This window comes from Rhodoferax sp., from assembly GCF_028689295.1.
In the GTDB taxonomy this organism is placed as follows: domain Bacteria; phylum Pseudomonadota; class Gammaproteobacteria; order Burkholderiales; family Burkholderiaceae_C; genus Rhodoferax.
The window spans coordinates 151,318-177,254 of sequence record NZ_JAQTWL010000001.1; the positions used below are offsets into that span (position 1 = coordinate 151,318).

The window sequence follows — 25,937 nt, forward strand, 5'->3', positions numbered from 1 at the left end:
ATGTTGAATATCACAGGACTTAATCAGTATTACGGTGGCGGCCACGTATTGCGAAACATTGAGCTTTCGGTGCCTGACGGTTCTTGCACTGTGCTGCTGGGTCGTAATGGCGTTGGTAAAACAACCTTATTGCGCTGCCTCATGGGCTTGCTGCCCATACGTTCTGGCAGCATCAGTTTTGTCGGCCGCGACATAAGCCGCGACTCGCCGCAGACACGCGCTCGGGCGGGAATGGGCTATGTTCCCCAGGGAAGAGAGGTGTTCCCGGACCTTACCGTGGATGAAAATTTGCGCATTGGAGCCCTCACTGGAGAGCGACGTCTGGCATCTGCCCAAAAGGTGTTTACATATTCCGACGTCAATCAGCTATTCCCGGTACTTAAAACAATGAGCTCCCGTGTGGCGGGCAATCTTTCAGGCGGGCAGCAGCAACAGCTGGCCATTGCCCGCGCACTGCTGACTAATCCGACTTTGTTGATCCTGGACGAACCCACAGAGGGGATCCAGCCATCCATCGTTCAGGAAATTGAAGCTGTGATTCAGTCGCTCAAAGGACAGATGTCGATCCTGCTGGTCGAGCAGTTCTATGACTTTGCCGCAGCCGTTGCCGATCAGTATGTCGTCTTGGTGCGCGGTCAGGTGGTGGCTCATGGACTTGGTCGAAACATGGAGACTGACAAGGTGCATGAACTCATCACGTTTTAAGCAAGTTTGTATTTTTTTAAAGGAGATTGAAATGACATGGCTTTCGCAATCGATCATGCACACACGCGGCGTAGCCCGTGGCGCAATAGGCACTACGCACGAACTCAGTGAGGCTCGACAAGGGACGTTTCACTACACCATTGGTCCTTACTCGCAACCTGTGATGCAGATTGCGCCGGGAGACCGTGTGGTGGTAGACACACGCGATGCGTTTGACGGCAAGATTCAGACTGAGCAGGACCTCCCAAGCGCCAAATTGCGTGTTCCGTTCTTAAATCCGCAAAGCGGTCCAATAATGATTGAGGGTGCCGAAAAAGGCGACGTTGTGGCAGTCCACATTGAGTCAATGTACCCGCGAGGTGCCAATCCGCGTGGCACCTGCTGCTTGATCCCTCGTTTTGGCGCCCTTACTGGAACCCACTTCACTGCGCTTTTGAATGATCCCCTGCCCGAAATTACCCGCAAGATCGATATTGATGAAGAAGGTGTTTACTGGAGCCGACGCGTCACGTTGCCCTACCGGCCTCATATCGGCACCTTGAGTCTGTCGCCAGAGATTGATTCGATCAATTCGTTGACCCCTGACAACCACGGAGGCAACATGGATGTGCCCGACATGGGGCCGGGGAGTGTGACGTATCTTCCTGTGCGTTCTCTTGGCGCCCGCCTTTTTATTGGTGATGCACATGCATGCCAAGGGGATGGTGAAGTCTGCGGAACGGCTGTTGAATATGCCAGTCGCACCACGATCCACGTTGATCTCATCAAGGGTTGGGAAATTGACTGGCCAAGACTGGAAACCGAACATCAAATCATGGCCATCGGCAGCGCTCGCCCGCTTGAGGATGCCACACGTATTGCGTATCACGAGCTTGTCATGTGGATGGCCCAAGAATACGGCTATGACAAATGGGATGCCTACATGATGCTCAGCCAATGCGGCAAGGTCCGGCTTGGTAACTTTGTTGACCCCAAATACACAGTGGCAGCCGGGGTTGAAAAGAAATATTTGGTCATGCCTTGAGCATCGAGTCATTCATTTACAACTAGGAGTACCGCATGGATCTTGGTCTTAAAGACCTCAAGGCTGTTGTCACCGGTGGAACCAAGGGCATTGGCCGGGCCATCGTGGAAACGCTTTTGAGAGAGGGTGTGCAAGTCGCGTTCTGCGCCCGCAGCCTTGAAGAAGTGGCTGCAACAGAGGCGGAATTCTCGCGCTTTGGCGTCAAAGTTACGGGTCGGTCAGTAGATGTGGGAGATGGGCCAGCCCTCGCCACTTTTGTTGATGAGGCAAGCAAAACCTTGGGCGGTCTTGACATCGTGGTTGCCAACGTCAGTGCTCTTGCGATCAGCAACGATGAAGCCGGTTGGAAGAGCGGCTTTGACATCGACATGATGGGAACTGTGCGCCTGGTCAATGCTGCATTGCCAAGTCTTGAAAAAAGCACAAACGCGGCAATTGTCACGATCTCCAGTGTTTCCGCCCGCGAAATTGACTTCGCGGCTGGACCTTATGGAGCCTTCAAGGCGGCAATCGTTCACTACACGCAGGGACTGGCTTTGCACCTTGCTACAAAAAAAATCCGCGCTAACTCCGTGTCGCCTGGCAACACCTATTTTCAGGGCGGCGTGTGGGACAAGATTGAAAAAGGTAACCCGACGCTGTTCAAAGAAGCATTGGCGTTGAATCCAACGGGAAGAATGGGAACCCCGCAGGAGATTGCCAATGCAGTGGTATTTCTTGTCAGCCCAGCGGCTAGCTTTGTCACTGGCACTAATTTAGTGGTTGACGGTGCTTTAACAAGGGGTGTTCAACTCTAAGTCACTATCTACGAGAAAATATAACCTCGGCCGCATGTGGTGTTCAGCTGTTATGCGAGTGACCGGTTATTACACTCGGCAATACAAAAGCCACTGACTCCTTTGGGCACGTTGACGTCCGCCACGAACGCCTTGTGACGGATAATGAATTGGGCAACCCGTAAGCTGACCGTCGTGACCGGCGGGAACGGGTCTGAAGCCGTCAGCGTTTTCTTGCATCGCCAAGTCGTGAGGGTCTTTCTCAAGCAGGCCTTTAGACCCTTTAATACTTTGGCAATAAGGTATTACTTTGGAAGCAGTTTAAAGATTTCACGTGCTGCCGCCACGGATTCGGCAATGTCGGCATCGGTGTGCGCGTTGCTGACAAAACCGGCCTCGTAGAGCGCTGGCGCAATGTAAACGCCACGGTCCAGCAGTCCGTGGAACAACTGGTTGAATTTGGTGCCATCGGTCCTCATCACCTGGCTGTAGGTGCTGGGCAGGGTGTCGAGCAAATAAAAGCCCATCATGCCGCCCTCAGAGTCGCCACAAAACGCCACGCCTTCAGCCTTTGCGGCTTGACTCATACCGTTGATCAGAGCGCGGGTCTTGCGGCCCAGTTCGTCGTAAAAGCCGGGCTTGCTGATCTCGGCCAGCGTTGCCAGGCCGCAGGCCGTGGCCACCGGGTTGCCGCTCAGTGTGCCGGCCTGATAGACGGTGCCCAGCGGCGCCAGGTGTTCCATCACCGCGCGTTTGGCGCCAAAGGCGGCCAGCGGCATGCCGCCGCCAATCACCTTGCCCATCACCGTCATGTCGGGCTCGAAGCCGGGAATTTCTTTGGCATAGACGCTTTGCGCGCCGCCCAGCGCCACCCTGAAGCCAGTCATCACCTCGTCAAACACCAGCAGCGCGCCGTATTGCGTGCAGAGCTCGCGGCAGCGTTTGACAAACGGCACGCTGGCGCGCACGAAGTTCATGTTGCCGCAGATCGGCTCCATCATCAGGCAGGCGATTTCATTGCCTTGTTCGGCAAAAGCGGCTTCGAGCTGCTCGATGTTGTTGTACTCCAGCACCAGCGTGTGCTGCACCACCTCGGGCGGCACGCCGGCGCTGGTCGGGTTGCCAAAGGTGGCCAGGCCCGAGCCGGCTTTCACCAGCAGCGCGTCAGCGTGGCCGTGGTAGCAGCCCTCGAACTTGATGAACTTGCTGCGCCCGGTGGCACCACGCGCCAGACGGATGGTGCTCATGGCAGCCTCAGTGCCGGAACTCACCAGTCGCACCATGTCCATGCTCGGCATGATTTTCAGGATGGCTTCGGCCAGTTCCACTTCGCGCTCGGTGGGAGCGCCGTAAGAGAAACCTTCGAGCACCGCTTTTTGCACTGCTTCCACCACCGCCGGGTGGCCGTGGCCCAGAATCATCGGGCCCCAGGAGCCGATGTAGTCGGTGTAGCGCTGGCCGTTGGCGTCCCAGATGTAGGCGCCTTGCGCGCGGCTGATAAACCGTGGTGTGCCGCCGACGGCGCGAAAAGCGCGCACCGGAGAGTTGACCCCGCCCGGGATCACTTTTGAGGCGCGGGCAAACAGGGTGGCATTGCGGTCGATGGAGGATGTCATGGTCTTCTTCAGGCAAAATTGGGGGATGGGTACCGAGGTTGATTGCTGAAATCAGCCTGAGGTGCATGGAGATGGATATTCTATTGGAAGGCCTTGGACGCTGTGACGCAATCGACAACCTGGATGTGCCTGATTTGTGGCTGGATTTATGACGAGCAAGTGGGTGATCCCGAACATGGTGTGCCAGCTGGCACGGCCTGGCGCGATGTGCCGCTCAATTGGACCTGCCCCGAATGCGGGGCACGCAAGGAAGATTTCGAGATGGTTCAAATTTGAAGTGTCGGTGGGCCTGACTTCTTGACCATCGCATAACGCTGCAATGTTTTTGTCCGAGCCTCGTCGTGCGCCACGATCGGGTGAGGGTAGTCCCGGCCCAGCACCACGCCCGCCATTTGCAACTCGAGCGGTTTGGCCGCCCAGGGCGCGTGGATAGCTTTGTCTGACAGCTTGGCCAGTTGCGGCAGGTAGCGGCGGATGAACTTGCCCTGCGGGTCGAACTTTTCGCTCTGACTGACCGGGTTGAAAATGCGAAAGTAGGGCTGTGCGTCACAGCCGCTGGACGCCACCCATTGCCAGCCGCCATTGTTGGCCGAGAGGTCGAAGTCGTTGAGCTGCTCGGCAAAGTAGCGCTCGCCCCGGCGCCAGTCGATTCCCAGGTCTTTCACCAGAAAGCTGCCCGCCACCATGCGCAGGCGGTTGTGCATGTAGCCGGTCTGGTTGAGCTGCGCCATGGCGGCATCCACCAACGGGTAGCCGGTGCACCCTTCGCACCATGCCTTGAACAGTTCTTCTGCGTGCAGGCCGCTTTCCCATTCAATGGCGTCGTATTCGGGCTTGAAGGCCTGGTTCGCCACATGCGGAAAATTGGCCAGAATGGCAAAGTAAAAATCGCGCCACACCAGCTCGCTGAGCCACACGGCCGCGCCCGCGCTGCCTGCGGCCTGGCGCTGCAGGGCACTACGCACCAGCTGGCGGATCGACACGGTGCCAAAGCGCAGGTGCGCGCCCAGGTAACTCGGGCCTTTGACCGCCGGAAAGTCGCGCGTGGTGTGGTAGTCGTCCATGCGTTCAAAGAAACTTTCATACAGGGCATGACCACCGCGCTCACCGGTTGGAATTTTCAGGCCGGCCAGGTTGGTGACCTCGAAGCCGATGGCGCCCAGGCTGGGCACGGGCCGCTGGAATTCTGGTGGGCGTTCGCTCAATTGCGAAGCCAGCGCAGCGCTGTCGTGACACGCCAGATGTTCAGGCGCCACGCGTGACAGCCAGTTGTTCTTGTAGGGGGTGAAGACACCATAGGGCGTGCCGGACTGGGTGAGGATGTCGCGGCCTTCAAAAATCACCTGGTCCTTGCAGGTGAAGAATGCACAGCCAACTTGCGCCAGCGCCTGGCGCACCGCTTCATCGCGCGCCAGCGCTTGCGGCTCGTAGTCGCGCGCGGCAAAGACCGCCTGCGCCTCTAATTGGACCGCCAGGCGCGGGATGTCTTCGCTGGCCATTGCATGGCGCACGATCAGGCCCGCGCCCGCCTTGCCGCTGAGTTGGCGCAAGGCCGCGTCCAGGTCCACCAAAGATTCACGGATGAATTCCACGCGCCGGTCAGCCCGTGGCAGCCCCGTCAGAATGGCCTCGTCGAAGACAAAAACACAGTGCAGCTGGCGGCATCGCGAGAGCGCCAGTTGCAGTGCCGCGTTGTCGTTGACGCGCAAATCGCGCCGAAACCACATCAGGCCGGTGTCAAAACTTTGGGTCATGTTCATCGCTAAAATTGTTCCATGTCATCTGATTCTGCGCCCATCAACCTGACGAATCATTTTCTGATCGCCATGCCCGGTCTGCAGGATCCGCTGTTCGGGCAAAGTGTCGTGTATCTGTGCGAGCACAGCCCGCGCGGGGCCTTGGGACTGGTCATCAACAAGCCCTGCGAGATCAATCTCAAGGGCCTGTTCGACAAGGTCGAGTTGCCCTTGACTCGCCCGGACCTGCAGGCGGCGCCCGTGTTCTATGGCGGCCCGGTGCAGACCGAGCGCGGCTTTGTGCTGCACGAGGCCACTTTTGCCGATGACAAGCAGCCCGAACAGCCGGTCTATACCAGCACCATGATCATCCCGGGCGGCCTGGAGATGACCACCTCGCGCGACGTGCTGGAGGCTATCTCCACCGGGAGCGGGCCGCGCAAGGTGCTGATCTCTTTGGGCTATGCGGCCTGGGGCGAGGGCCAGCTGGAGTCCGAACTGAGCGAGAACAGCTGGCTCACAGTGGAAGCCGATGCCCGCCTGATCTTCGAGACGCCGGTGGCCGAGCGTTATACGCAGGCGCTCAAGTTGCTGGGCCTGGAGCCCTGGATGCTGGCACCCGATGCCGGACACGCATGAGCACCCTGACCGACAGTTCAAGTGTCAACGCACAGCCGCTGGTGCCGGCCCATTTGCAGACTTTCATGGCGCTCGACTTCGGCCTCAAGCGCACCGGCTTGGCGGTGGGGAACCGAATTTTGCGCACGGCCCAACCGCAGGGCACGATCAGCGCCGAGGGCCAGGCCCGTTTTGAGAAAGTTGCGCAGCAGCTCAAGACCTGGCAGCCCGACGCGCTGGTGGTCGGTGTGCCGTTTCACCCCGATGGCGCCGCCCACGAAAACACCGTGCGGGCGCGCCGCTTTGCGCGCCAATTACATGGCCGTTTCAACTTGCCGGTGTTCGAGGTGGACGAGCGCTACACCACCACCGAGGCCCACTCGCAGGGTGCGCGTGACGCCGATGCCGCCGCGGCCTGCATCATTCTGGAACAGTTTTTAAGGAGTCTTCCATGAGCACACTGGCACTCGATGCCGAGGCGCTGTATGCCGATCTGGCGGGCAAGCTGCGCCCGCTGCTGCAGCCGGGAACGCAACTGCTGGGCATCGCCTCGGGCGGCGTCTGGCTGGCCGAGCGCCTGCAGCAGGACCTTGGCATGGCGCAGCCCTTTGGCGTGATTTCGTCGGCCATGCACCGCGACGACTATGCCCGCCGCGGCATGACAGTGTCGAAGCAGACGCAAATCCCCTTTGACGTCAATGGCGCCCATGTGCTGCTGCTCGACGATGTGCTGTTCACCGGACGCACGGTGCGCGCGGTGCTGAACGAACTGTTCGATTTTGGCCGCCCGGCCAGCGTCAGGCTGGCGGTGCTGGTGGACCGCGGCGGCCGCGAGCTGCCGATCCAGGCCGACCTGTGCAGCGCGCGCATTCACCTGCCCGCCAGCCAGTCGCTGGCGCTGCTGCGCGCTGATGACGGCCGCTTCAGTTTTAACGTGAAAGACATTTAGCCATGCTGTACCAGCGCAATCCGCAGCTCAATAAAAACGGCGAGCTGATCCATTTGCTCTCGACCGAGGGCCTGCCCAAAAGCATCCTGACCCAGGTGCTCGATACCGCCGCCAACTTTGTCTCGGTGGGCAACCGCGAAGTCAAAAAGGTGCCCCTGCTGCGCGGCAAAAGCGTTTTCAACCTGTTTTTCGAGAACTCCACGCGCACCCGCACCACCTTCGAGATTGCCGCCAAGCGCCTCAGCGCCGACGTGATCAACCTCGACATCGCCAAGTCGTCCGCCGCCAAGGGGGAATCGCTGCTCGACACCATTGCCAACCTGAGCGCCATGGCAGCCGACCTGTTTGTGGTGCGCCACAGCGAATCGGGCGCGCCCTACCTGATCGCCCAGCACGTGGCGCCGCATGTGCACGTGGTCAACGCCGGCGACGGCCGCCACGCCCACCCCACGCAGGGCCTGCTCGACATGTACACCATTCGCCACTACAAGGGCGACTTTGCCAACCTGACGGTGGCCATTGTGGGCGACGTGCTGCACTCGCGCGTGGCGCGCTCCGACATTCACGCGCTCACCACGCTGGGCTGTGCCGAGGTGCGCGTGGTCGGCCCCAAGACCCTGGTGCCCTCCGACATGGCGCCCATGGGTGTGCGCGTCTGCCACACGCTCGAAGAAGGCATCAAGGACGCCGACGTGGTCATCATGCTGCGCCTGCAAAACGAGCGCATGAGTGGTGCGCTGCTGCCGTCGAGCCAGGAGTTTTTCAAGAGTTTCGGCCTGACCCCCGCCAAGCTGCAACTGGCCAAGCCTGACGCCATCGTGATGCACCCGGGCCCGATCAACCGCGGCGTCGAAATTGACTCGGCGGTGGTCGATGGCCGCCAGAGCGTGATCCTGCCGCAGGTGACCTTCGGCATCGCGGTGCGCATGGCGGTCATGAGCATCGTGGCCGGCAACGAAGCCTGAATCGTTTAAGAGACAAACAGATGAACAAGCAAAAACGTGTGCTCATTCAGGGTGGCCGGGTCATCGACCCCGCCAGTGGTTTTGACGCGCAAGCCGACGTCGCCCTGGCCAACGGGGCCGTCCTCGCCATTCAAAATATCCCAGCAGATTTCCAGCCCGAGGTCACGATTCAGGCCGATGGCTGCCTGGTCTTGCCGGGTCTGGTGGACCTGGCGGTGCGCCTGCGCGAGCCGGGCAACGAACATGCCCGCATGCTCGAATCCGAAATGGCGGCAGCCATGGCCGGGGGTGTCACCAGCCTGGTCTGCCAGCCCGACACCGACCCGGTGCTGGACGAGCCCGGCCTGGTTGAAATGCTGCGCTTTCGCGCCGAAAAACTGGAACAGGCGCGCGTCTATCCGCTGGGCGCGCTCACGCGTGGCCTGAAAGGCGAAACGCTCACCGAAATGGTGATGCTGACCGACGCCGGTTGCGTGGCCTTCAGCCAGGCCGAGGTGATGCTGGGCAATACCCAGGTGCTGCAGCGCGCTTTCCAGTACGCCACCACCTTTGGCTACGCGGTCTGGCTGCGTCCGCAAGACTATTTTCTGGGGCAAGGCGTGGCGGCCAGCGGCCCCCTGGCCACGCGCATGGGCTTGAGCGGCGTGCCGGTGATGGCCGAGACCATTGCCCTGCACACCATTTTCGAACTGATGCGAGCCACCGGGGCTCGCGTGCACCTGTGCCGCATCAGCAGCGCCGCCGGCGTGGCGCTGGTGCGCCAGGCCAAAGCCGACGGCCTGAAAGTGACCTGCGATGTCAGCATCAATTCACTGCACCTGACCGACGCCGACATCGGCTACTTCGAAAGCCGCGCGCGACTGAACCCGCCCCTGCGCCAACAGCGCGACCGTGACGCGCTGCGTGCCGGACTGCTGGATGGCAGCATTGACGCGCTGGTGTCGGACCACACGCCGGTGGATGAAGATGCCAAGAACTTGCCGTTTGCCGAAAGCGAGCCCGGCGCCACCGGGCTGGAGCTGCTGTTGAGCCTGGCCTACAAATGGCATCAGGACAGTGGCGTGGATTTGATGCGCGCGCTGGCGGTAGTCACCACCGGCCCGGCCAATGTGCTGGGCTCGGCGCTCGGCCACAGGCTGGGCCGTACCGGTCGCTTGCAGGTGGGTGGTCTGGCGGACGTCTGTGTCTTCGACCCGCAGGCCGCCTGGACGGTGCAGGCCGACACCCTGGTCAGCCAGGGCAAACACACGCCGTTCTCAGGCTACGAGTTGCCCGGGCGTGTGCGCTGCACGCTGGTGGGCGGGCGCGTGGCGTATCAGGCAGGGTGATCTGACCCACAGCCAGGCCGCTGGATCAAAATCAGTGACTTTGCTGAACCCGATCAATCAGCCGTTGTTTGACCCAGTGGGCAACAATTTTCAAGGCCGATGCTTGTGTCACGGGAAGGGCTCTAAGAGACCCGAAGCGGAATTCGATGGCTCCAGATGGGATGCCACAAAGCTGCCATTGACGGCGAATTGACAAGCGGTGAGTGATGTAAGGTCAAGTACTGCAACCAAGATCTTTGACCAATTCACCCATTTGGGGGATAAGCATTCGTTCACCGAATAGACAGAATGCGGCTTATGGGGCCAAATTTCTGAGATTCAATCAGTCTCACGCGACCGCAGCTTCGCAGCGATTGCGTTCGCTGGGCAATAATCAGCAACAACACGTGACAATTCGTCTCATGCGTAAAGGCAACAATGGATCTGCAGCACCTGGCGATTTCTCGCGCAATTCTTTTTGACATTTTGCCCGACAAGGAAGATAAGACGCCAAACGATCCAACCGGAGGAGCGGCCCTTTCCGCACTGCCGAATTCTGCGAAGTTGATGGTGGCTAGCCGCATTGCAGGCGCTCTGGGTAAGAACGCAAACGGCTTAGAAGTTGCGATTACCAATTCCGGGCCAACCAGTTTCTTTCAGGCTGCCTGCAAGGCCATGGATAGCAGCGATGCAAATTTTTTGGTACAAGCGCGCGAGATTGCCGTGATGCTGGCGGCTGCTCAAACGAACAAACATCTCGCGCACAGCAAGTTGATGCTTATACAAGCTTCTGTCACGGCGGGGCAACTTCCCTGTTTGATCGCGGTGAAAGCAGAACTTCAGGATGGGTTGGCAGATAGACCCGCTGCGGGAGAATTGGGAATGGATGTTCAGCATTTGAAGGACATCTTTATGACGGACAGCCAGCGGCTTTTCAAGATCGGTTACATGCAGCGCACTGTAGCGACCGCGACTTTCAATCAGGGGCAATACGAGGCAAACGAACATATCGTTCATCTCTTTGACCATTTGATGAGCGCCACTGAGACGCGGCACGCTGCTTTCTACTTCTACAACAGTTTTTTGGGATGCAACACCGCGCACTCGGCCCGCGCTCGTACCAGAGATTTCTTCGAGAACACTATGGCCTTCATCAAGGCCTCTGGGCTTCCGGTAGACGGAAAACTTGATCTCATGGAAGCGCTCCGAACTGAGTTGAAAAGTACCTCCAATGTCGTCAATGTCGTTGCCTTTGCTTCTGCGCACATGGCCCCAACGGTGAAGCAGGCATACGAGGGGTTCATGATTGAACAGAAAGGCTTCCCAAACCATGCAGTGGAAAAGGACACTTTCTACGTGAACGCAAGACTCAAACGCCGCCGAAAGATTACGTTCTCGAACGACATCTGGCTATCTACGCCGCCCGATCTTATGGCGAGTGTCATCACGGTTGAAAACGACGACGGATCGACCACCGTGACCGTTCCAGGTCTAGTGGAGAAGCGTGAATGACGCCAGAGGCTTTTGGCGCTCGGCTTGATGAGCAGCGTCCGAGTCTCAATGCTTACGGGCAATATGTAATCGAAAAGGTCACGTCTTCGCTGCGAGCAAATTTATCCACAGAGAAGTTCAATGAACTGCTTAAAGTGACGCCGTCGTTCCGCGTGAAGGACACGGCCTCTGCACTGCAAAAAATCACCAAAAAGGGCTATAAAGATCCCGTTTCCATGATGACTGACGTAGTCGGCGTGCGATTCGTAGTTCTATTGGAAGCCGACATCGACCTTGTGGAAAAAGCTATCATAAGTTGCAGTGGGGCATGGACGCCGCGCAAGGATCGCTTTCCACTGTTTGAGATCCAAGAGAACCCTGAGGCTTTTGAGTATCAGTCGACACACTTCGTTATTCGCCTCAATCAAGACACACAAGCTGGGAACCTTACGATCTTGGCGGACACGCCGTGCGAAGTACAAATCCGCACACTGGTGCAGCATGCCTACGCGGAGTTTGTGCATGACCGCGTTTATAAACCCGGAAAACATGTGCCCGCTAGCGTCAGACGCCTCGTTGCTCGTGCAATGGCCATGCTGGAATCCACAGATCTGATTTTCGCTGAAGCTGCCGAAGAGCTGGCATGCGTCAACCTGTCTTTGGATCAGTGGATGGAACTATCGGTCACCGTTTACAACAGACATTGCGGGCAGCATATAACGAGCGTTGCCGAGGGTGAGGCTCGCTTATTCTTTGAGACCTTCAGAGACCTTTTGCCCAGTGCCAACAGCCGTGAAATTGAAGCGCATTTTCGAGATCACGCTGCGACCATTACGCAGTATCGAGATGATCAAAACGTATTTGGTCATCCGTTCGTAGTGGTCTTAATGTGGGTAGTAGCGCGGCACGATCAAGTTGTAGCAGCCCGATGGCCAATGGGAAAATATCGGGCCGACTTGTCGGCAGCGGCGAGCTTGTTGGGTATTGCTCTTTAACACGCCTCGGAGGCTCATTAGCCCCGTCCGAGTGGGCTCATTATCTTGGCTAGATGCGGACCGTCAGCATACCCATGGTCAAAGGCTGCCACCAACCTACAGCCGGATTCTGATTGGCTCAGTTTTCGGTCGGCGGCAACACTGCTTTCCAAAATGGCAGTTGTTGTCGATCTTGGAGCCTAGTTTACGGCTCAGATGATCGCTATCCCTCACCCGCTTACATCAGCCGAACGATTGATGGAGTGTCCGTCTTACTAGGCACGCAAACGCCGAGAGGCATGACGTCGATTTCACAGGCCGAATGAAACATGAGGTCCGACGGAACGAAATTAACTTCGGCATCGGCATTGCCTGGCACTGTCTGAAGAGCACCATCGACTACGCAGACATGAAAGTGCACATGTTCATTCAGACTGGAGCGGTAAGCGGCGCAAGGGTCCACCACGTTTGACGGCTTTTCAGCAGTGCGATACTGCGGCTCATGTGGTCGAAAGGTCCAAACGTGGTGGCCGCTATTGCTGATGGCTCGGATGGTGAGTAAAACGGAAAGAGACTACATGACTGCGAATAAATCAAACCCCATCATCGGCATCATGCTGGAAGGCTTTCAGGTCTTTGAAAAGCCCACGTACATTCCGCTGGATCGGTTGACGTTGCTGTTCGGGCCGAACTCGGCGGGCAAAAGTGCGGTTCAGGATGCTATAGATTTATACGCGGCATTGATGTCTAGAGAAACTGCCGGGTCCTACATGCAGTTTTATGAGGCAAAGGCGTTGCTTGCCCGCCATTGGCGCCGAACTGGTTGCAGTGATGATTCCCGTGTGGATAAGTTGAGCATCGGGGTCGTTCATACAACCCAAGTCGATATCCATTCGGTCCTTGAGTATCAGCTCGAACGGAAAATATGGGGTGAATTTCTTGCTAGAAATGGCCATGCATGGGAATTAGAAAATCGCTGGTATTTTGAACGTTACGAACAAGAGGGAGAGGACATAGAATTTACAACTCGTTTTGAATTTTTAATTGAATCAGTAATGCTCGTTAAGCACAGCAATACCGAACTTCAGCTGAACTTGAAACATCCACTTTTAAGTCAAACTGAATTGAAGGTGGATTTTGCTGCGCTAGCGAAGACCTATCCCGATGAAGTGACCTTGGACAATGGTCAATTGATTATTCGTGGACTTTTTTTGGATTTTCACCCGCGAGGGGCTCGGAATGGGCAACACCATGACAGATGGATGACATATCACACGAGCCAAGGTCTAAAGCATGTTTCAAATGATAAGTCAACTTTTTTCTCTGCTGCCATTGTGGAGCTGAATGTTGTTCTTGATTGCATATTGGACACTGCCATTGGTAATTCCAGATTCATACCATCAAAGGTCGATGCATCGCGTTTGGTGCCCTCTCGGCAAGCTCTGACTTTTCAAATCGGCAATTTGTATGACGCAATGCAGCAAATGCCATTTCCCGAGGAGCCAATTTATAGAAAGCTGGCGGAATCGTTGGCAAGCGAGTTAACAAATGTACAGGTAGCTTTTTCAAACCCAGCGGATCGACGGAAGTATGCAGATGCGGTCAATCACGCGCTGGCAGATCACCTTTTTTTAGAACAGGGATATCGGCTTGATTTTGATTTTCGGCTATTGATGTCAGAAGCGAACTCAAAGGCTGGATTGATAGAGGGCATGGGTCTGGACCCGAGCGAATTCGGCTTTTTGGTTGAAATTCATCTTCGCGATGGGGCTGGGCGTAAGCACCTGTTTCAAGATGTCGGCAGTGGAATCGGATATCTATTGCCCGTGCTGTGCGCTGTGTATGAAAAGAGACCTGGGGTCGAATCTACGTGCTTCATTCAGCAACCAGAGTTACACATTCATCCTGCCCTGCAAGCGGCCATGGGCGATGTTTTCATAGAAGGCTGTGATGATGATAGCCAGATACTGATCGAAACCCACAGCGAGCATCTTCTTCTGCGCATCCTCAAACGTATCCGCCAAACCCACCTGCAGGTGGCTATCGCGCCCGAACTCAAAATCAATGCCGACGATGTATGCGTGCTGTACTTTGATCCATCCCCCGACGGAACCACAACCGTAAAGCACCTAAGAATCTCAGAAGACGGTGAATTCATGGACCGCTGGCCACGCGGTTTCTTTAGCGAGCGTGATCAGGAGCTGCTTGATGAATGAGTTGTTTGCCGCTGACCCATTGGTCTGCACCAGTGCCAGTGACTTGAAATTGCTGTTCGCATCTTTTGGGCCATACGCGGGGCGCTACCTGGCCAATTACCCCAGTGATTGGGCGACTCAAGTACAGCGTGGTCTGGACCCGGTTGGTGAAATAGAAGCGGCCAGAATTCAGACACTTTTGCGACGCGCCAAAGAAAATTTGACACTGGTGAATCGGTTAAACCTGCCCTGGAAGCCTGACCAGGCATGGCTGGCGAATGCATCTCCATTGCTGGAGGGAAGCAGCTCTGTGTTTGAAGGACTGATTGCCAACGGGGGGACGCCGCCAACGGTCCACGAGTTACATGATGTTGACCTACCACCGACAGCGGAAGAGCGTGTTGCGGGCACTGCTAACGAGTACGCCAGAATTTCAAAAATTCTGTTGCTGTTAAGTCCCGAAATCGCATTTATTGACCCTTACCTGAATCCACAGAAACGTGCGTGTTCTGCTGTCCTTGGGGCATTGTTCGATTTGGTAGGCAGGGGTAAGTGCCAAAAAATCACACTCTGGACTCGGGCGGCAGATGTTCTGGGTGCCGGAAATACCAATGCTGTAATGGCAGACATGAAAGAAACATTGCAGCGCTTGGCGGTAACGGCCAACTTTAAGTCTGGTCGCGAAATAGAAATGAATTTGGTTGAGGATGAATCCCGGCAAACCAAGATGCATGGTCGGTATGTGCTGTCTGTTAAAGGCGGTGTTCGTCTGGATCAGGGCTTTCAGCAGCTACCTAATGGGCGACAAGTGGATGTAGGGCCAATAGGAAAAGTCATTCACAACGAACTGTTGGACATTTTTTTCGATGGCAGGCACGATATGCGAGTTGTCGAGAGAATAGCATTTAAGGTATGAGCATTCGGCCCTTTTGAGGACTAGTTTCGGGACACCACCCCGATGTGCTCCAGAATCCTCCTGATCTTCGCGCCTTCGGTATCCGCCTTTGCCCACCGCACTATGTGTATAGCAGCGGCCAACGTAAGGGGGAAAACGTTGGATGAAAGAATTGGGCTTCCATATAGCGGGTATTCATGAAGGACTCTTTACGCTGCATATCTGACAGAAAAATAGCATATTGCAATCTCAAATATTGGCAATAACGCTACGCTGAAACACGCGTGAACCCCAAATTTCAAGCGCTGGTCAACTTGACCAAATTCTCATCGAATCCCTTAGCTTGGCCGGTTGAAAGTCACCACATGATCGACCTGGGGGCGAATGCCGATCCACTCGCCCAGGGAATGGTCGTGGTGGCTGGGCACCAGCGCCATCACGGTCTCGCCCGTGGCCAGGCGCAGCGTGTACAGGAATTCGGCGCCGCGAAACGCCTTGCGCAAAATCTGCGCCTTGACCTGTGCGTGGTCGTCGTGCACGATGTCGTCGGCGCGCAGCAGCACATCGCAGGCGCCGTCCGAATAGGCGCTGGGCAGCGGGCATTCGCTCATGTCAGTCAGGTTGCCCAGCGGCGTTTGCACCACCACCTCGCCTGCTACCTCGCGGATCACGGCCGGGGCAAAAACGCCATGGCCAATGAACTCGGCGACAAAGCGCGAGGCCGGCCGGTGGTAGAGCGTGTAGGCGTTGTCCCACTGGTGTAATTCGCCCAGGTGCATGACGCCGATGATGTCGCCCACCGCAAAGGCTTCCAGCTGGTCGTGGGTGACAAACAGGGCGGTGGCGTTGGCCGCCTTCAGGATGCCGCGCACCTCGTAGGCCAGCCGTTCGCGCAGGTCCACGTCGAGGTTCGAGAAGGGTTCGTCGAGCAGCAGCAGACGCGGTTTGGGGGCCAGCGCTCGCGCCAGCGCCACGCGCTGTTGCTGGCCGCCCGAAAGTTCATGCGGAAAACGATCTTCCTGCCCCTCCAGCCCCACCAGCGTCAGCACCTCGGCCACTCGGGCCTGGCGCTCGGCGCGCGGTAAATGATCGATGCCGAAGGCCACGTTGCGGCCAATGCTCAGGTGCGGGAACAGCGCGTAGTCCTGAAACACCATACCCACCTGGCGCGACTCCGGCGGTAGCGAAACGCCGGCCTGGCTCACCACCTCGCCGCCCAGGCGGATGGCCCCGGCACTGGCGCGCTCCAGCCCGGCCACGGCGCGCAGCAGCGTGGTCTTGCCGCAGCCCGACGGACCGATCAGCACGCCAATGTCGCCGGCGTGCAGGCCAAAGGACACGTCACGTACGGCGGGCGTGCTTTGGCCGTCATAGATGACGCTGAGTTGGGAGACTTCGAGGAACATGGAAAATATTCTAAATGATTACAATTCTCATTTGGTTTTTAACTTCCTTGCCCTTACATGCTCTTGCCCAGGCTGCGTCAGTTGTTGTTTTTACTGTTGACCGCGGTCTTCATGCTGCCGGTGCTGGCGGTGATGGCGTCCTGGCTGGCGCTGGGCGAGGCTGACGGTGCCGCCTGGCAAATTTTGCACGAGATGGCGCAAACCGTGCTGCCCGACTACCTGGGCACCACGCTGCAGCTGAGCGCACTGGTGGGCGTGGGTGTGGTGGCGGTGGGGCTGTCCTGTGCGGCGGCGGTGACGCTGTTTGACTTTGCCGGCCGGCGTTTCTTCGAGTGGGCGCTGCTGCTGCCACTGGCCATGCCGGCCTACGTGGTGGCTTATGCTTACACCGATTTTTTGCAGTTCAGCGGGCCGTTTCAAACCCTGGTGCGCGAGCTGACCGGCTGGGAGGGCAGGGTGTTCCCCGAGGTGCGCAACCTGGGCGGTGCCGCCTGGGTCTTCATTTTTTCGCTTTATCCTTATGTGTATCTGCTGGCGCGCACCGCCTTGAGCGAGCGCGCCGCGCACTTGATGGAGGCCGCCCGCCTTCTGGGCGCGCCGATGCGCCGGCGCATGTTCGAGATTGCCCTGCCCTTGGCGCGACCGGCGGTGGCCGCTGGCACCGCGCTGGCCTTGATGGAAACGCTGGCCGACTTTGGCGTGTCGAGCTACTTCGGCATACAAACTTTTACCGCCGGCATCTACAAGGCCTGGCTCTCGATGGACAACCGGTTGGCTGCCGCCCAATTGGCCACCGTGCTGCTGGCACTGGTGGCCCTGCTGCTGTTCCTGGAGCGCCGTTCGCGGCAAAAGCTGCGTTTTGCCGCCAGCCGCGGCGCCCGTGCCGGGTCAATGGAGGCGCGGCCCTCGTGCTTGACGGGCACCCGGCAATGGGGCGTCTGGCTGCTCTGTGGCGTGCCGGTGCTGGCCGGGTTTGTGCTGCCGGTGCTGTTCATGCTGCGCCCGCTCGTTGCCGACTGGTCGGTGCTGTCCTGGGGCTCATTTTTGAGCTGGACCTGGAACAGCGTGCGCCTGGGCGCCATCAGTTCGGTGATGGCGGTGGCGCTGGCCTTGGCGCTGGCTTTCAGCGTGCGCCGCCGCCCCGATGCGCCGACCCGCTGGGCGGTGCAACTGGCGGGTTTGGGCTATGCCGTGCCGGGCGCGGTGATCGTGGTCGGCTTGCTGCTGCCGGTGGGCTGGCTGCAGGCCAGGTGGCCCGAGAGCGGCGTGGGTTATCTCATGACCGCCACGGTGATGGGCCTGGTGTGGGCCTACCTGGTGCGCTTTAGCGCGGTGGCGTTGCAATCGGTGCAAAGCGGCTATGCGCGCATTCCGGCCAGTTTTGACGACTCGGCGCGCATGCTCGGCAGTGGCGAATGGGGTTTGTTGCGGCGGGTGCACTGGCCGCTGCTCAGGCGCTCCACCGCCGTCGCTTTGTTGCTGGTGTTTGTGGATGTCATGAAAGAATTGCCAGCAACCCTGGTGCTGCGTCCGTTTAACAGCGACACCCTGGCGGTGGTGGCCTACCAGCTGGCGCGCGACGAGCGCCTGGGTGAGGCGGCGCTGCCTTCGTTGGCCTTGGTGCTGGCGGGGCTGATCCCGGTTATCCTGATCAGCCGAACACTTCGGTCGCACAATGGCTGAACATCAAATTACAATTTGATCCGTCAAGCCCGACGTGCCCCCATCGAAGCAATGATAAGGACTCCCTTCATGCCAATTCAGTCGTCCACCACTGACACGCCAAAAACGGTCAAAACCGACCAGACATTTGAGTCGGCCGCTGACTTGTTTCGTGTCATGTCGGCACCGATGCGGCTCAAGATCATCAATTGCCTGTGCGATGGCGAAAAGAATGTGAGCTACCTGCTGACGCAGGTCAAGACCACCCAGCCCAACATGTCGCAGCACCTCAACACCTTGTACCAGGCCGGTATTTTGGGTAAACGCCGTGAAGGCGTGCAAATTTTTTACCGTGTCATCGACCAGCGCATTGTCTCGATCTGTGAGGCGGTGTGCCATGAAATCGACAGCAAGACGACCAGCCTGCCAGCTTGACTGATCTCGCGGTCACATAGCCCATATGGGCTACCTGGCCCCACCCTTTGCGGTGATAGACGCTGGTGTCTGGGTCAACAAAAATCAATAGACTGCAACCTGCCGTCCTTTTCGGGGAATGGCGTTTGGATCTATATTTCGGCTGCAAGCCATTAACTTACGGAGATATCCCATGGAATTTAACAAAGAATTTGACGCGTCCGGCCTGTCTTGCCCGTTGCCCATTGTCAAAACCAAAAAAGCGCTGGCTGACATGACTTCGGGGCAAATCCTGAAGGTGATCGCCACCGACCCTGGTTCAGTCTGCGACATGGCTGCTTTTGCCGAGCAAACCGGCAATGACCTGCTGGAGCAGGGCAGCGAAAACAGCAAATTCGTGTTTTTCCTCAAGAAAGCCTGATCTCCAGGATCACCCTAGAACTTTATTTGGAGCTCACGCATGGCAGCTAAAAAAATGGCCCTGATCGCCACCAAGGGTACCCTGGACATGGCTTACCCGCCGTTCATTCTGGCCTCCACCGCTGCAGCGCTGGGCTGGGAAGTGCAGATTTTTTTCACTTTTTACGGCTTGCAGTTGCTGCGCAAGAATCTGGACAGCATCAAGATCAGTCCCCTGGCCAACCCGGCCATGCCGATGCCGGTGCCGATGCCCGTGATGGTGCAAATGTTGCCGGGCATGGAGTCCATGGCGACCATGATGATGAAAAACAAGATGAAGTCCAAGGGCGTGGCTTCACTGCAGGAATTGCGCGACATCTGTCTTGAATCCGATGTCAAGTTTGTGGCTTGCCAGATGACTGTCGATTTGTTTGAATTCGAGACCAGCGAGTTCATCAAGGAAGTTGAGTACGGCGGTGCTGCCACGTTCATGAAGTTCGCCGGTGAATCCGACGTCTGCCTGTTCATTTAAGCCATGCTGAAAAAACTGTTTTTGGGCGCAGCCCTGGTGTGTGCGGCGCAGCTCAGCCTGGCCCTGTCGCCTTATACCCACGCCAACAAATTACCGGCGGCCGACCTGCCGACCCAATTGGCCCAGGTCGAGAAAAAGCTCCAGGCCGAAGGCTTTACCGTGCTGGGCCAGCACACGCCCAAGGCCATCGCCGGACGGGCCAGCATAATCGTGTCAGACCCGGCTTTGTTGGCTGCCATTCGCGCCTCCGGTCCCGGCAGCGGCATCGTCGCGGCAGGTATTCGCGTCGGCATCAGCAGCGACGGCAGCGTGTCTTACATGAATCCTGACTACTGGTACCGGGCTTATCTGCGTGGCAAGTTCGCCGGGGCGCAAGATGCGGTCAAGTCGGTGCAGCAACGACTGGTGAAGGCGCTGGGCGAAGGGACTGGTTTCGGTGGCGATGTGCCGCAGGAGCAGTTGACCGACTACCGCTATATGTTTGGCATGGAGCGCTTTGATTCCGCCAATTCCGAAGTTGGCAGCTATGCCACTTTTGACGATGCGCTCAAGGCGGTGCAGGGCAACCTGGCACAAGCCTTGGGCGATACCCGCAAAGTCTATGAAGTGCTGATGCCAGCGCAGAAAATGGCCGTGTTCGGTGTCGCCATGAACAGCGCCAGTGACGGCGAAGGCTGGTGGGTCAACAAGATCGGCACCGATTTTCCGGCAGCCTTGCCTTATGAGCTGTTCATTGTTGACAACAAGGTCTATGCCCTGTACGCCCGCTACCGCATTGCCCTGGCCTGGCCCGCTTTGGGCATGGGGCAATTCATGACCATCATCAATGCACCTGAGGCAATCCGCAACACGATGGTGCGTTTGGCAACAGCCAGTGCATCAGGTAAATAAACAAACTGCCCCGGGAGTTTCTGATGACAGAAGCAACGAATCTGGCTAGCGTGGTGGTTTGGGGCGGTCTTGCGCTGGGGATTTTTTTTGGCGCTATCGCCAACAAAATCAACTTTTGCACCATGGGCGCCATTTCGGACGTTGTCAACATGGAGCACTGGGGCCGCATGCGCATGTGGCTGCTGGTCATTGCCGTGGCGCTGATAGGTAGCAGCCTGCTGCACTACTTTGGCCAGGTCGATTTGAACAAGTCAATTTACCAGCGTCCGATCCTGCCCTGGCTGTCCCTGCTGCTGGGCGGCACCTTGTTTGGCGTCGGCATGACGCTGGCTGGCGGCTGCGTCAACAAGAACCTGATTCGGGTTGGCGGTGGCAATTTGCGCTCCCTGGTGGTCCTCATTTTTGTCGCCATTTCTGCCTATATGACGATCAAGGGCTTGTTCGGTCAGTGGCGCGCCGCTTACCTTGACCCAGTCAATATCGACCTGTCAACACTTGGCTTGCAGAATCAATCCCTGCCAGCCCTGGTGAGCAAACTGACCGGCATATCAGACGGCGCAGCGTTGCTGACCTGTGCCTTTGTGATCGGCTTGGCGTTGCTGGTGTTCGTGTTCATGAACGCTCGCTTTAGAAGCAAGCTGGCGCCGATATGGGGTTCAGTCGTTTTGGGCTTACTCGTCGTCGCGGCCTGGTATCTGAGCGGGCACATTGGCTACGGTGAAAACCCGGACACGCTGGAGACGGTCTATTTTGCAACCAATACGCGAACCATCGAGTCACTCAGTTTTGTCGCTCCCACCGCCTATAGTCTCGAGTTGTTGATGCTGTGGACCGATCAATCGCTCAAGGTGACTTTCGGCGTGGCCACGGCCATCGGTGTCGGATTGGGCTCATGGGCCTATGCCTTGACAACGCGCAAATTCATCTGGAAAGGTGAGGGATTCGCATCATTTGATGATTTGCGAGCCCAGCTCTTCGGGGCCGTGCTGATGGGTTTTGGCGGCGTGACCGCCATGGGGTGCACCATTGGACAAGGCTTGTCAGGCATTTCGACGCTTTCCATGGGTTCCTTCATTGCGTTGTTCGGCATCATCTGCGGTGCTGTGGCAACGATGAAATACCAGGTTTGGCGTGCCTGAGCCGGGCGCCCCATGGTGATCAGTATCAATGGCGTTCATTGAAGATGTCACCGAGGGCAACTTTGACGAGCGGGTGCTCGCCGGCTCCCACCAAGTTCCGGTCGTGCTTGACATTGGCGCTGACTGGTGCAGCCCATGCCGGATGTTGACCCCTTTGCTTGAGCGATTGGCCAACGACTACGGCGGTCAGTTTGTATTGGCGAAAGTGGATGCGGATGAAAACATGCGCATTGCAGGCAGGCATCAAGCCAAAGGCTTTCCAACCGTGATTGCATACAGCAAAGGGGCGGTGACCGACCGTTTTCACGGCATGCAGACTGAAGGGTTTTTGCGCCGTTTTCTTGACCAACTAATGGCGCATCATGCGTCCCAACCCCATTCTGGCAAGCCAGATGGACCCGACTGAAAAGTCAATGACACCTGCACTTAAGAGACTCCCAAAATGAACTTACCTGAACGCGACGGCGACGGTTATCTCACCGACATGGGCGCCTGGACTGAAGAAATAGGCCGAGCCATGGCGGCTGCCGACGGCTATGAGCTTGACGATGTGAAGTGGTCGCACATCCTCAAGGCGCGCGCTTATTACGACGAGTTTGGCAGCGTGCCGCCGATCCGGAAATTTGCCAAATATATCGAGGAAGAGCAGAACAGCGTCTTCAAACTCTGGATGACAGGTCCGATGAAACCCATCACCAAGTACGGCGGTCTGCCCAAGCCCACGGGCTGCGTTTAGGTTTATGGGCCTGCCGGTGCCCGGCGCCGGATTTGCCACGCGGCGATATGTTCGACAACGGTCTGCCAGGGTAGATCGAGCAAACTCTCAAACCGGCTGTGTGCCAACTGCACCATGGCGTGCACATCGGCGTCGGGCGCTGCCAGCGCTGCTTGCAGTCCCTGGAGTCCGCCACAGCTCAGCTTCATCGCTTTGATGTGAGGAATCTCTGCAGCCGGGCGCGGCAGCCGCAAGGCAAAGGTGGCGCGCTCGTAAAACAGGTCTTTCAAGGTGCTGCAATTGATGTGGGCCACCGCCAGCGTGCAGGCCACCACCTCGCGCTCGGCCAGCGCTTGGCGCCGGGCCAGGCTGCAACTGGCGCAACCCGCCAGAATCGCTTTGGCAAAGACGCAGGGGTTGGGATTGAGCCGCTCGCGTGAGGCATGGAAGGCCGCTTCATCGACCACCGCGCCGCCTCAGTCGTCGCCCTTGGGGCCGGCCGTGCGCACCTGGCACAGCAGGTCTTCGGCCTGCAGCGGGTTGTCGGCAAAAATCACCTTGACTTTTTCCGAGGCTGGCAAGTCGAGCTCCAGCCGCAGCACCTTGGCTTGTTTGGACGCCTCGGCAAAACTCGCGAAGACGCTGAGTTGCTCAAACTGGGCAAAAGGTTTGATGCGGTAGATGTAGTAAGGCATGGTGCAAATGGGGTGAGGTTGATCGCGGCGACTTCAGATGTAATGCTTGGAAGCGCGGCGGCGCCCGGGTAGCGCCTTTTGAATGATGACGCCGCGCACCGGCGACAGATCTGCGATGGGGTCATCGGCAAAGGCCGGATTCAGGGCGTGCAGCAGCCAGCCTGCCTCGGTGCGCAGCAGTTGCCTGAAGGTCCACTGCTCCTGATGCCAGGCCAGCACGTAGGAGCCGTCACGTGCGAGACCTTCGGGCTCGATGAGGATGATCTCGCCTTCCAGAAACTCCGGTGCCATGCTCTGGCCCTGCACCATCAGCGCAAAAGACTCGCCACCAGCGCAATCGGGCAAAACCGCGTCGAAGGCCGTCTGGGAGGCCTCGGCATGGCTTGCCGCGACTTGGCTGGGTCGGATGGTTTCATAAGTTTGCGCTTGCATGCCGAAATCAGTCAATGGGTTGTAAAAATCAAAGCACCAACGATGAAATCTGGGCTTCGGCGACCCCCGCAGCGCGCAATTCATCGTGCAGTGTCATGACGAATTCGGCCGGCCCCGCCAGGTAAAAGTCGCAGTCGATGTCAAACAAATCGGCGCGCATGGCCTGGGCCATTTGCCACGCCCCCAAGGCTGCATCGGGGTGGGTGATCAGCTCGTACTCGAATTGATCGAGGGCTTCCGACCAGGCACGGCACTGGTTGCTGTAAAAATGACCATCAGGCCGGGTGGCCAGCCAGAACAGCGACAGCGACGGCGCGGCATCGAGCGACAAGGCGTGCTCGATCAGGCTCTTGACCGGACCAAAGCCGGCATCGCAGGCGGCAAAAACCAGCGGGCGGTGGCCCTCTGCCAGCACGAATTCGCCGCTCGGACCCAGCACTGTGACGGTGGCGCCTTGCTTGATGTCACCGGCAAAAAGGCGTTGGGCAAAACTGTCGGTCTCGTTGCGGGTGATGAAGAACAGCAGATTGCGTTCGTCGCAGGGACAACTGGCCAGCGGATAACTGGCAGACACGTCGTCATGCCCCGGCAAGGTCCAGCCCAGTTGCACCGACTGGCCGGCCAGAAAGCGCAAGCGGTGGCTGCGCGGGGTTTGCAGGTGCAGCAACAGCGTGTCGGGGGCCAGTCGCGTGATGGCGCGCACCTGGGTGGCGATCAGTTGCACGGGGATGTCACGCGGGTCGCTGGCTTCGAGCAATTCCAGCGTGAGCTCGCTGCTGGCTGCGGTATGGCAGCACATCAGGGTGTAGCCTTGGGCTTTTTCGGCTTCGGACAGGGGGTAATCAAAGTGCTGGGTCTTGGCCACTTCACCCGAGATGACGCGCACCTTGCACATGCCGCAACTGCCGTTGCCGCAGCCGTAATTGAGTTTGAGCCCGGCGTGCAGGCCGGCCTGCAACAGGTTGGCGCGGCCTTCCACGGCGAACTGGTGTCCGCTGGGACGCACCGTGACCTCGGCGGTCATCACTTTGAGCATATCGTCCATCACTTCCAGTAGGTCAACCGACTCGGTGGCCAGCACCTTGGCCAGCCCATGCGTGATTTGTTGTTCCAGTGCCAGCCAGCTGGCGGCGCCGGGGTGCTGGCTCAGTTGCTGGCGGATTTCCTGTTGCAGGGCCACCACCAGCTCGTGGTAACGCTGCAGGTGTTTGCGCACATCGGCGAGCTCCTGGCTTTGCGCGAACAGGCGTTGCGCCAGCACTTCCTGGCTTGGCAGCATGCGTTCGCGCACCCGTTTGCCAAAGGCCTCGTCGCGAATTTGCGAGACCCGCTCCAGCAGCCCCGACTCTTCGAGTTTTGCATCCGGGTATAGCTTCAGCAACACGTCGGTCGAAACCCAGCCGTCGTTCAAGACCAGAGTGCCGTCACGCACTTGTTGCTGCAGCGCGCCGCGCGCCACGCCCAGTAACTGGGCGGCACGCCAAATGCTGACCTTGTGACTCATGGTGCGACGGCTCCTGAAGTGGGCCGGGCCAACCGGTCGAGATAACGCGCCCGGTAGAGCAAGCGGGGCTGCTGCGGGTCGTCGGTAAAACCGGCGCGGTCGTGCAGCACGTTGTTGCACACCAGGCCCATGCCGGCTTCGAGCGTCAAGCGAAAAATATGGCGGCTGTTGCTGGCCAAAAAATCAGCCAGGAAGGTCACGGCCTCACGCGTGGCGGCATCGTCCTTCCAGACAATGCTGCGCGTCCGCGCCGTGTAGCGCATGTTCAATTGGCCGCTGGTGGTATCGACCATGAACACCGGCCCGGCTTGCTCGGGGCGGGCTATGCCGTCATCATCAATCCGTTCTGGAATGGTCATGGCATCCGGCGCCATCAGCGCGCGCACCCAGTCGGGGTTGGCTTCGCGCAGCGCAACGTAAGCCATTTCGTGATTCATCAGCGCAGTTTCGCCACCCTGGCGCGCCGGACGCACGCAATGCAGCACCATGGCACGGATGGGGCGGGTCTCGGGTTGGTAGTAACCGTCAGTGTGCCACTTGATGGGGCGGTTGGTGTAGGGGATGAAGGCCGGGCGGTCGCCCACAGGAGCGGCCACGGCAATCGGCGAAATGCCGTCTTCGTCGGCGAGCCAGTTGCCGTCGAGCTGGTGCAGGCCAAGCTGGCGCGCCAGGTGCACCGGAATGGCCTTGTCTTCGGCGATGACCGGGCTGCGGTAGATGGCCATGTTGGCCACGGCGCAGCGCTGCAACAGCGCGTCGCGCTCGCTGGCGGACAAGGCCCGGGGATCGGCCACATCGACAACCAGGTCGGCCGCCTGGCGCGGCTGACTGGCCAATTTTGCGTCGCGCCAGCGCTGGTAGGCGCCGGCTTGTGTCAGGTCAAAAGGATGACTCATG

29 protein-coding genes are annotated in these 25,937 nt (G+C 58.3%); 21 read left to right on the top strand and 8 right to left on the bottom strand.

Features of this window, described 5'->3' with window-relative positions; translation table 11 throughout:
• From urtE to PHF15_RS00825, 3 genes are read left to right on the top strand one after another with little or no spacing between them, the layout of a single operon-like run.
• Entirely contained in the window at nucleotides 1-705 is a 705-nt protein-coding gene (gene urtE, locus PHF15_RS00815; RefSeq protein WP_300117954.1) for an urea ABC transporter ATP-binding subunit UrtE, read from the top strand.
• A gap of 31 nt (nucleotides 706-736) precedes the next feature.
• Nucleotides 737-1,729 (top strand): acetamidase/formamidase family protein, encoded by a 993-nt coding sequence (locus tag PHF15_RS00820; protein ID WP_300118602.1) that lies wholly within the window; start codon nucleotides 737-739, stop codon nucleotides 1,727-1,729.
• 35 nt (nucleotides 1,730-1,764) lie between these two features.
• Nucleotides 1,765-2,526, top strand: coding sequence for an SDR family oxidoreductase (locus tag PHF15_RS00825; RefSeq protein WP_300117955.1), 762 nt, complete (start codon nucleotides 1,765-1,767; stop codon nucleotides 2,524-2,526).
• A 284-nt stretch (nucleotides 2,527-2,810) separates the two neighbouring features.
• On the opposite strand, the gene hemL is transcribed toward PHF15_RS00825, so the two are convergent.
• The gene (hemL, locus tag PHF15_RS00830; protein ID WP_300117956.1) at nucleotides 2,811-4,121 is read right to left on the bottom strand and encodes a glutamate-1-semialdehyde 2,1-aminomutase; all 1,311 of its coding nucleotides are present in this window, start codon (nucleotides 4,119-4,121) and stop codon (nucleotides 2,811-2,813) included.
• A gap of 123 nt (nucleotides 4,122-4,244) precedes the next feature.
• On the opposite strand from hemL, the gene PHF15_RS00835 reads away from it, so the two are divergent.
• The gene (locus tag PHF15_RS00835) at nucleotides 4,245-4,397 is read left to right on the top strand and encodes a rubredoxin (protein ID WP_296276371.1); all 153 of its coding nucleotides are present in this window, start codon (nucleotides 4,245-4,247) and stop codon (nucleotides 4,395-4,397) included.
• On the opposite strand, the gene PHF15_RS00840 is transcribed toward PHF15_RS00835, so the two are convergent.
• Nucleotides 4,388-5,875 carry a deoxyribodipyrimidine photo-lyase gene (locus tag PHF15_RS00840; RefSeq protein WP_300118606.1) on the bottom strand — a complete coding sequence of 496 codons (1,488 nt, stop codon included), beginning with the start codon at nucleotides 5,873-5,875 and terminating at the stop codon, nucleotides 4,388-4,390. The two genes, PHF15_RS00835 and PHF15_RS00840, sit on opposite strands and share 10 nt — an antisense overlap.
• 21 nt (nucleotides 5,876-5,896) lie before the next feature.
• Here PHF15_RS00840 and PHF15_RS00845 point away from each other — a divergent pair, with 21 nt between their 5' ends.
• The 9 genes from PHF15_RS00845 to PHF15_RS00890 all read left to right on the top strand — a co-directional run bounded on the left by PHF15_RS00845 (nucleotide 5,897) and on the right by PHF15_RS00890 (nucleotide 15,272).
• Complete coding sequence (locus tag PHF15_RS00845) at nucleotides 5,897-6,496, top strand: YqgE/AlgH family protein (protein WP_300117957.1); 600 nt, start codon at nucleotides 5,897-5,899, stop codon at nucleotides 6,494-6,496.
• Entirely contained in the window at nucleotides 6,493-6,930 is a 438-nt protein-coding gene (ruvX, locus tag PHF15_RS00850; RefSeq protein ID WP_300117958.1) for a Holliday junction resolvase RuvX, read from the top strand. Before PHF15_RS00845 ends, ruvX begins: the two co-directional genes overlap by 4 nt.
• Nucleotides 6,927-7,424 carry a bifunctional pyr operon transcriptional regulator/uracil phosphoribosyltransferase PyrR gene (gene pyrR / locus PHF15_RS00855; RefSeq protein ID WP_300117959.1) on the top strand — a complete coding sequence of 166 codons (498 nt, stop codon included), beginning with the start codon at nucleotides 6,927-6,929 and terminating at the stop codon, nucleotides 7,422-7,424. Before ruvX ends, pyrR begins: the two co-directional genes overlap by 4 nt.
• Before the next feature lie 2 nt (nucleotides 7,425-7,426).
• Nucleotides 7,427-8,389: an aspartate carbamoyltransferase catalytic subunit gene (locus PHF15_RS00860; RefSeq protein WP_300117961.1), complete on the top strand. Its 963-nt coding sequence runs from the start codon at nucleotides 7,427-7,429 to the stop codon at nucleotides 8,387-8,389.
• Nucleotides 8,390-8,409: 20 nt separating this feature from the next.
• Nucleotides 8,410-9,717, top strand: coding sequence for a dihydroorotase (locus tag PHF15_RS00865; protein WP_300117963.1), 1,308 nt, complete (start codon nucleotides 8,410-8,412; stop codon nucleotides 9,715-9,717).
• A 417-nt stretch (nucleotides 9,718-10,134) separates the two neighbouring features.
• Complete coding sequence (locus tag PHF15_RS00870) at nucleotides 10,135-11,208, top strand: nucleoid-associated protein (protein WP_300117965.1); 1,074 nt, start codon at nucleotides 10,135-10,137, stop codon at nucleotides 11,206-11,208.
• Nucleotides 11,205-12,182 carry a RelA/SpoT domain-containing protein gene (locus PHF15_RS00875; protein ID WP_300117967.1) on the top strand — a complete coding sequence of 326 codons (978 nt, stop codon included), beginning with the start codon at nucleotides 11,205-11,207 and terminating at the stop codon, nucleotides 12,180-12,182. The genes PHF15_RS00870 and PHF15_RS00875 overlap by 4 nt, the downstream gene beginning before the upstream one ends.
• Before the next feature lie 557 nt (nucleotides 12,183-12,739).
• On the top strand, nucleotides 12,740-14,377 hold the full coding sequence (locus PHF15_RS00885; protein ID WP_300117969.1) for a DUF3696 domain-containing protein: 1,638 nt from the start codon (nucleotides 12,740-12,742) through the stop codon (nucleotides 14,375-14,377).
• Nucleotides 14,370-15,272 carry a hypothetical protein gene (locus PHF15_RS00890; RefSeq protein WP_300117971.1) on the top strand — a complete coding sequence of 301 codons (903 nt, stop codon included), beginning with the start codon at nucleotides 14,370-14,372 and terminating at the stop codon, nucleotides 15,270-15,272. Before PHF15_RS00885 ends, PHF15_RS00890 begins: the two co-directional genes overlap by 8 nt.
• A 317-nt stretch (nucleotides 15,273-15,589) precedes the next feature.
• Here PHF15_RS00890 and PHF15_RS00895 read toward each other — a convergent pair whose 3' ends face one another.
• On the bottom strand, nucleotides 15,590-16,657 hold the full coding sequence (locus PHF15_RS00895; RefSeq protein ID WP_300117973.1) for an ABC transporter ATP-binding protein: 1,068 nt from the start codon (nucleotides 16,655-16,657) through the stop codon (nucleotides 15,590-15,592).
• Nucleotides 16,658-16,714: 57 nt separating this feature from the next.
• Between PHF15_RS00895 and PHF15_RS00900 the strand changes: the two genes are divergently transcribed.
• From PHF15_RS00900 to PHF15_RS00935, 8 genes are all read left to right on the top strand, one after another.
• Nucleotides 16,715-18,340 carry an iron ABC transporter permease gene (locus tag PHF15_RS00900; RefSeq protein WP_300117975.1) on the top strand — a complete coding sequence of 542 codons (1,626 nt, stop codon included), beginning with the start codon at nucleotides 16,715-16,717 and terminating at the stop codon, nucleotides 18,338-18,340.
• Between the two features lie 69 nt (nucleotides 18,341-18,409).
• On the top strand, nucleotides 18,410-18,754 hold the full coding sequence (locus PHF15_RS00905) for a metalloregulator ArsR/SmtB family transcription factor (protein ID WP_300117977.1): 345 nt from the start codon (nucleotides 18,410-18,412) through the stop codon (nucleotides 18,752-18,754).
• Nucleotides 18,755-18,926: 172 nt separating this feature from the next.
• Nucleotides 18,927-19,154, top strand: a complete 228-nt coding sequence (locus PHF15_RS00910) for a sulfurtransferase TusA family protein (RefSeq protein ID WP_296540658.1) — start codon at nucleotides 18,927-18,929, stop codon at nucleotides 19,152-19,154.
• Nucleotides 19,155-19,193: 39 nt separating this feature from the next.
• Nucleotides 19,194-19,664: a DsrE/DsrF/DrsH-like family protein gene (locus PHF15_RS00915; protein ID WP_300117980.1), complete on the top strand. Its 471-nt coding sequence runs from the start codon at nucleotides 19,194-19,196 to the stop codon at nucleotides 19,662-19,664.
• Nucleotides 19,665-19,667: 3 nt separating this feature from the next.
• Nucleotides 19,668-20,555, top strand: a complete 888-nt coding sequence (locus tag PHF15_RS00920; protein ID WP_300117982.1) for a hypothetical protein — start codon at nucleotides 19,668-19,670, stop codon at nucleotides 20,553-20,555.
• 23 nt (nucleotides 20,556-20,578) lie between these two features.
• Nucleotides 20,579-21,694 (top strand): YeeE/YedE family protein, encoded by a 1,116-nt coding sequence (locus PHF15_RS00925; RefSeq protein WP_300117984.1) that lies wholly within the window; start codon nucleotides 20,579-20,581, stop codon nucleotides 21,692-21,694.
• Nucleotides 21,695-21,722: 28 nt separating this feature from the next.
• The gene (locus tag PHF15_RS00930; protein ID WP_300117986.1) at nucleotides 21,723-22,100 is read left to right on the top strand and encodes a thioredoxin domain-containing protein; all 378 of its coding nucleotides are present in this window, start codon (nucleotides 21,723-21,725) and stop codon (nucleotides 22,098-22,100) included.
• A 36-nt stretch (nucleotides 22,101-22,136) separates the two neighbouring features.
• On the top strand, nucleotides 22,137-22,430 hold the full coding sequence (locus PHF15_RS00935) for a TusE/DsrC/DsvC family sulfur relay protein (protein WP_300117988.1): 294 nt from the start codon (nucleotides 22,137-22,139) through the stop codon (nucleotides 22,428-22,430).
• A 2-nt stretch (nucleotides 22,431-22,432) separates the two neighbouring features.
• Here PHF15_RS00935 and PHF15_RS00940 read toward each other — a convergent pair whose 3' ends face one another.
• The 5 genes from PHF15_RS00940 to PHF15_RS00960 are packed head-to-tail and all read right to left on the bottom strand — an operon-like array spanning nucleotide 22,433 to nucleotide 25,936.
• The gene (locus PHF15_RS00940; protein ID WP_300117990.1) at nucleotides 22,433-22,876 is read right to left on the bottom strand and encodes a hypothetical protein; all 444 of its coding nucleotides are present in this window, start codon (nucleotides 22,874-22,876) and stop codon (nucleotides 22,433-22,435) included.
• Nucleotides 22,877-22,885: 9 nt separating this feature from the next.
• Complete coding sequence (locus PHF15_RS00945; RefSeq protein ID WP_300117992.1) at nucleotides 22,886-23,104, bottom strand: hypothetical protein; 219 nt, start codon at nucleotides 23,102-23,104, stop codon at nucleotides 22,886-22,888.
• A 33-nt stretch (nucleotides 23,105-23,137) separates the two neighbouring features.
• Nucleotides 23,138-23,536, bottom strand: coding sequence for a S24 family peptidase (locus tag PHF15_RS00950; RefSeq protein WP_300117994.1), 399 nt, complete (start codon nucleotides 23,534-23,536; stop codon nucleotides 23,138-23,140).
• Nucleotides 23,537-23,564: 28 nt separating this feature from the next.
• On the bottom strand, nucleotides 23,565-25,040 hold the full coding sequence (locus PHF15_RS00955) for a 2Fe-2S iron-sulfur cluster-binding protein (RefSeq protein WP_300117996.1): 1,476 nt from the start codon (nucleotides 25,038-25,040) through the stop codon (nucleotides 23,565-23,567).
• The gene (locus tag PHF15_RS00960; protein WP_300117998.1) at nucleotides 25,037-25,936 is read right to left on the bottom strand and encodes a TauD/TfdA family dioxygenase; all 900 of its coding nucleotides are present in this window, start codon (nucleotides 25,934-25,936) and stop codon (nucleotides 25,037-25,039) included. The genes PHF15_RS00955 and PHF15_RS00960 overlap by 4 nt, the downstream gene beginning before the upstream one ends.
• Nucleotide 25,937: the final 1 nt, after the last annotated feature.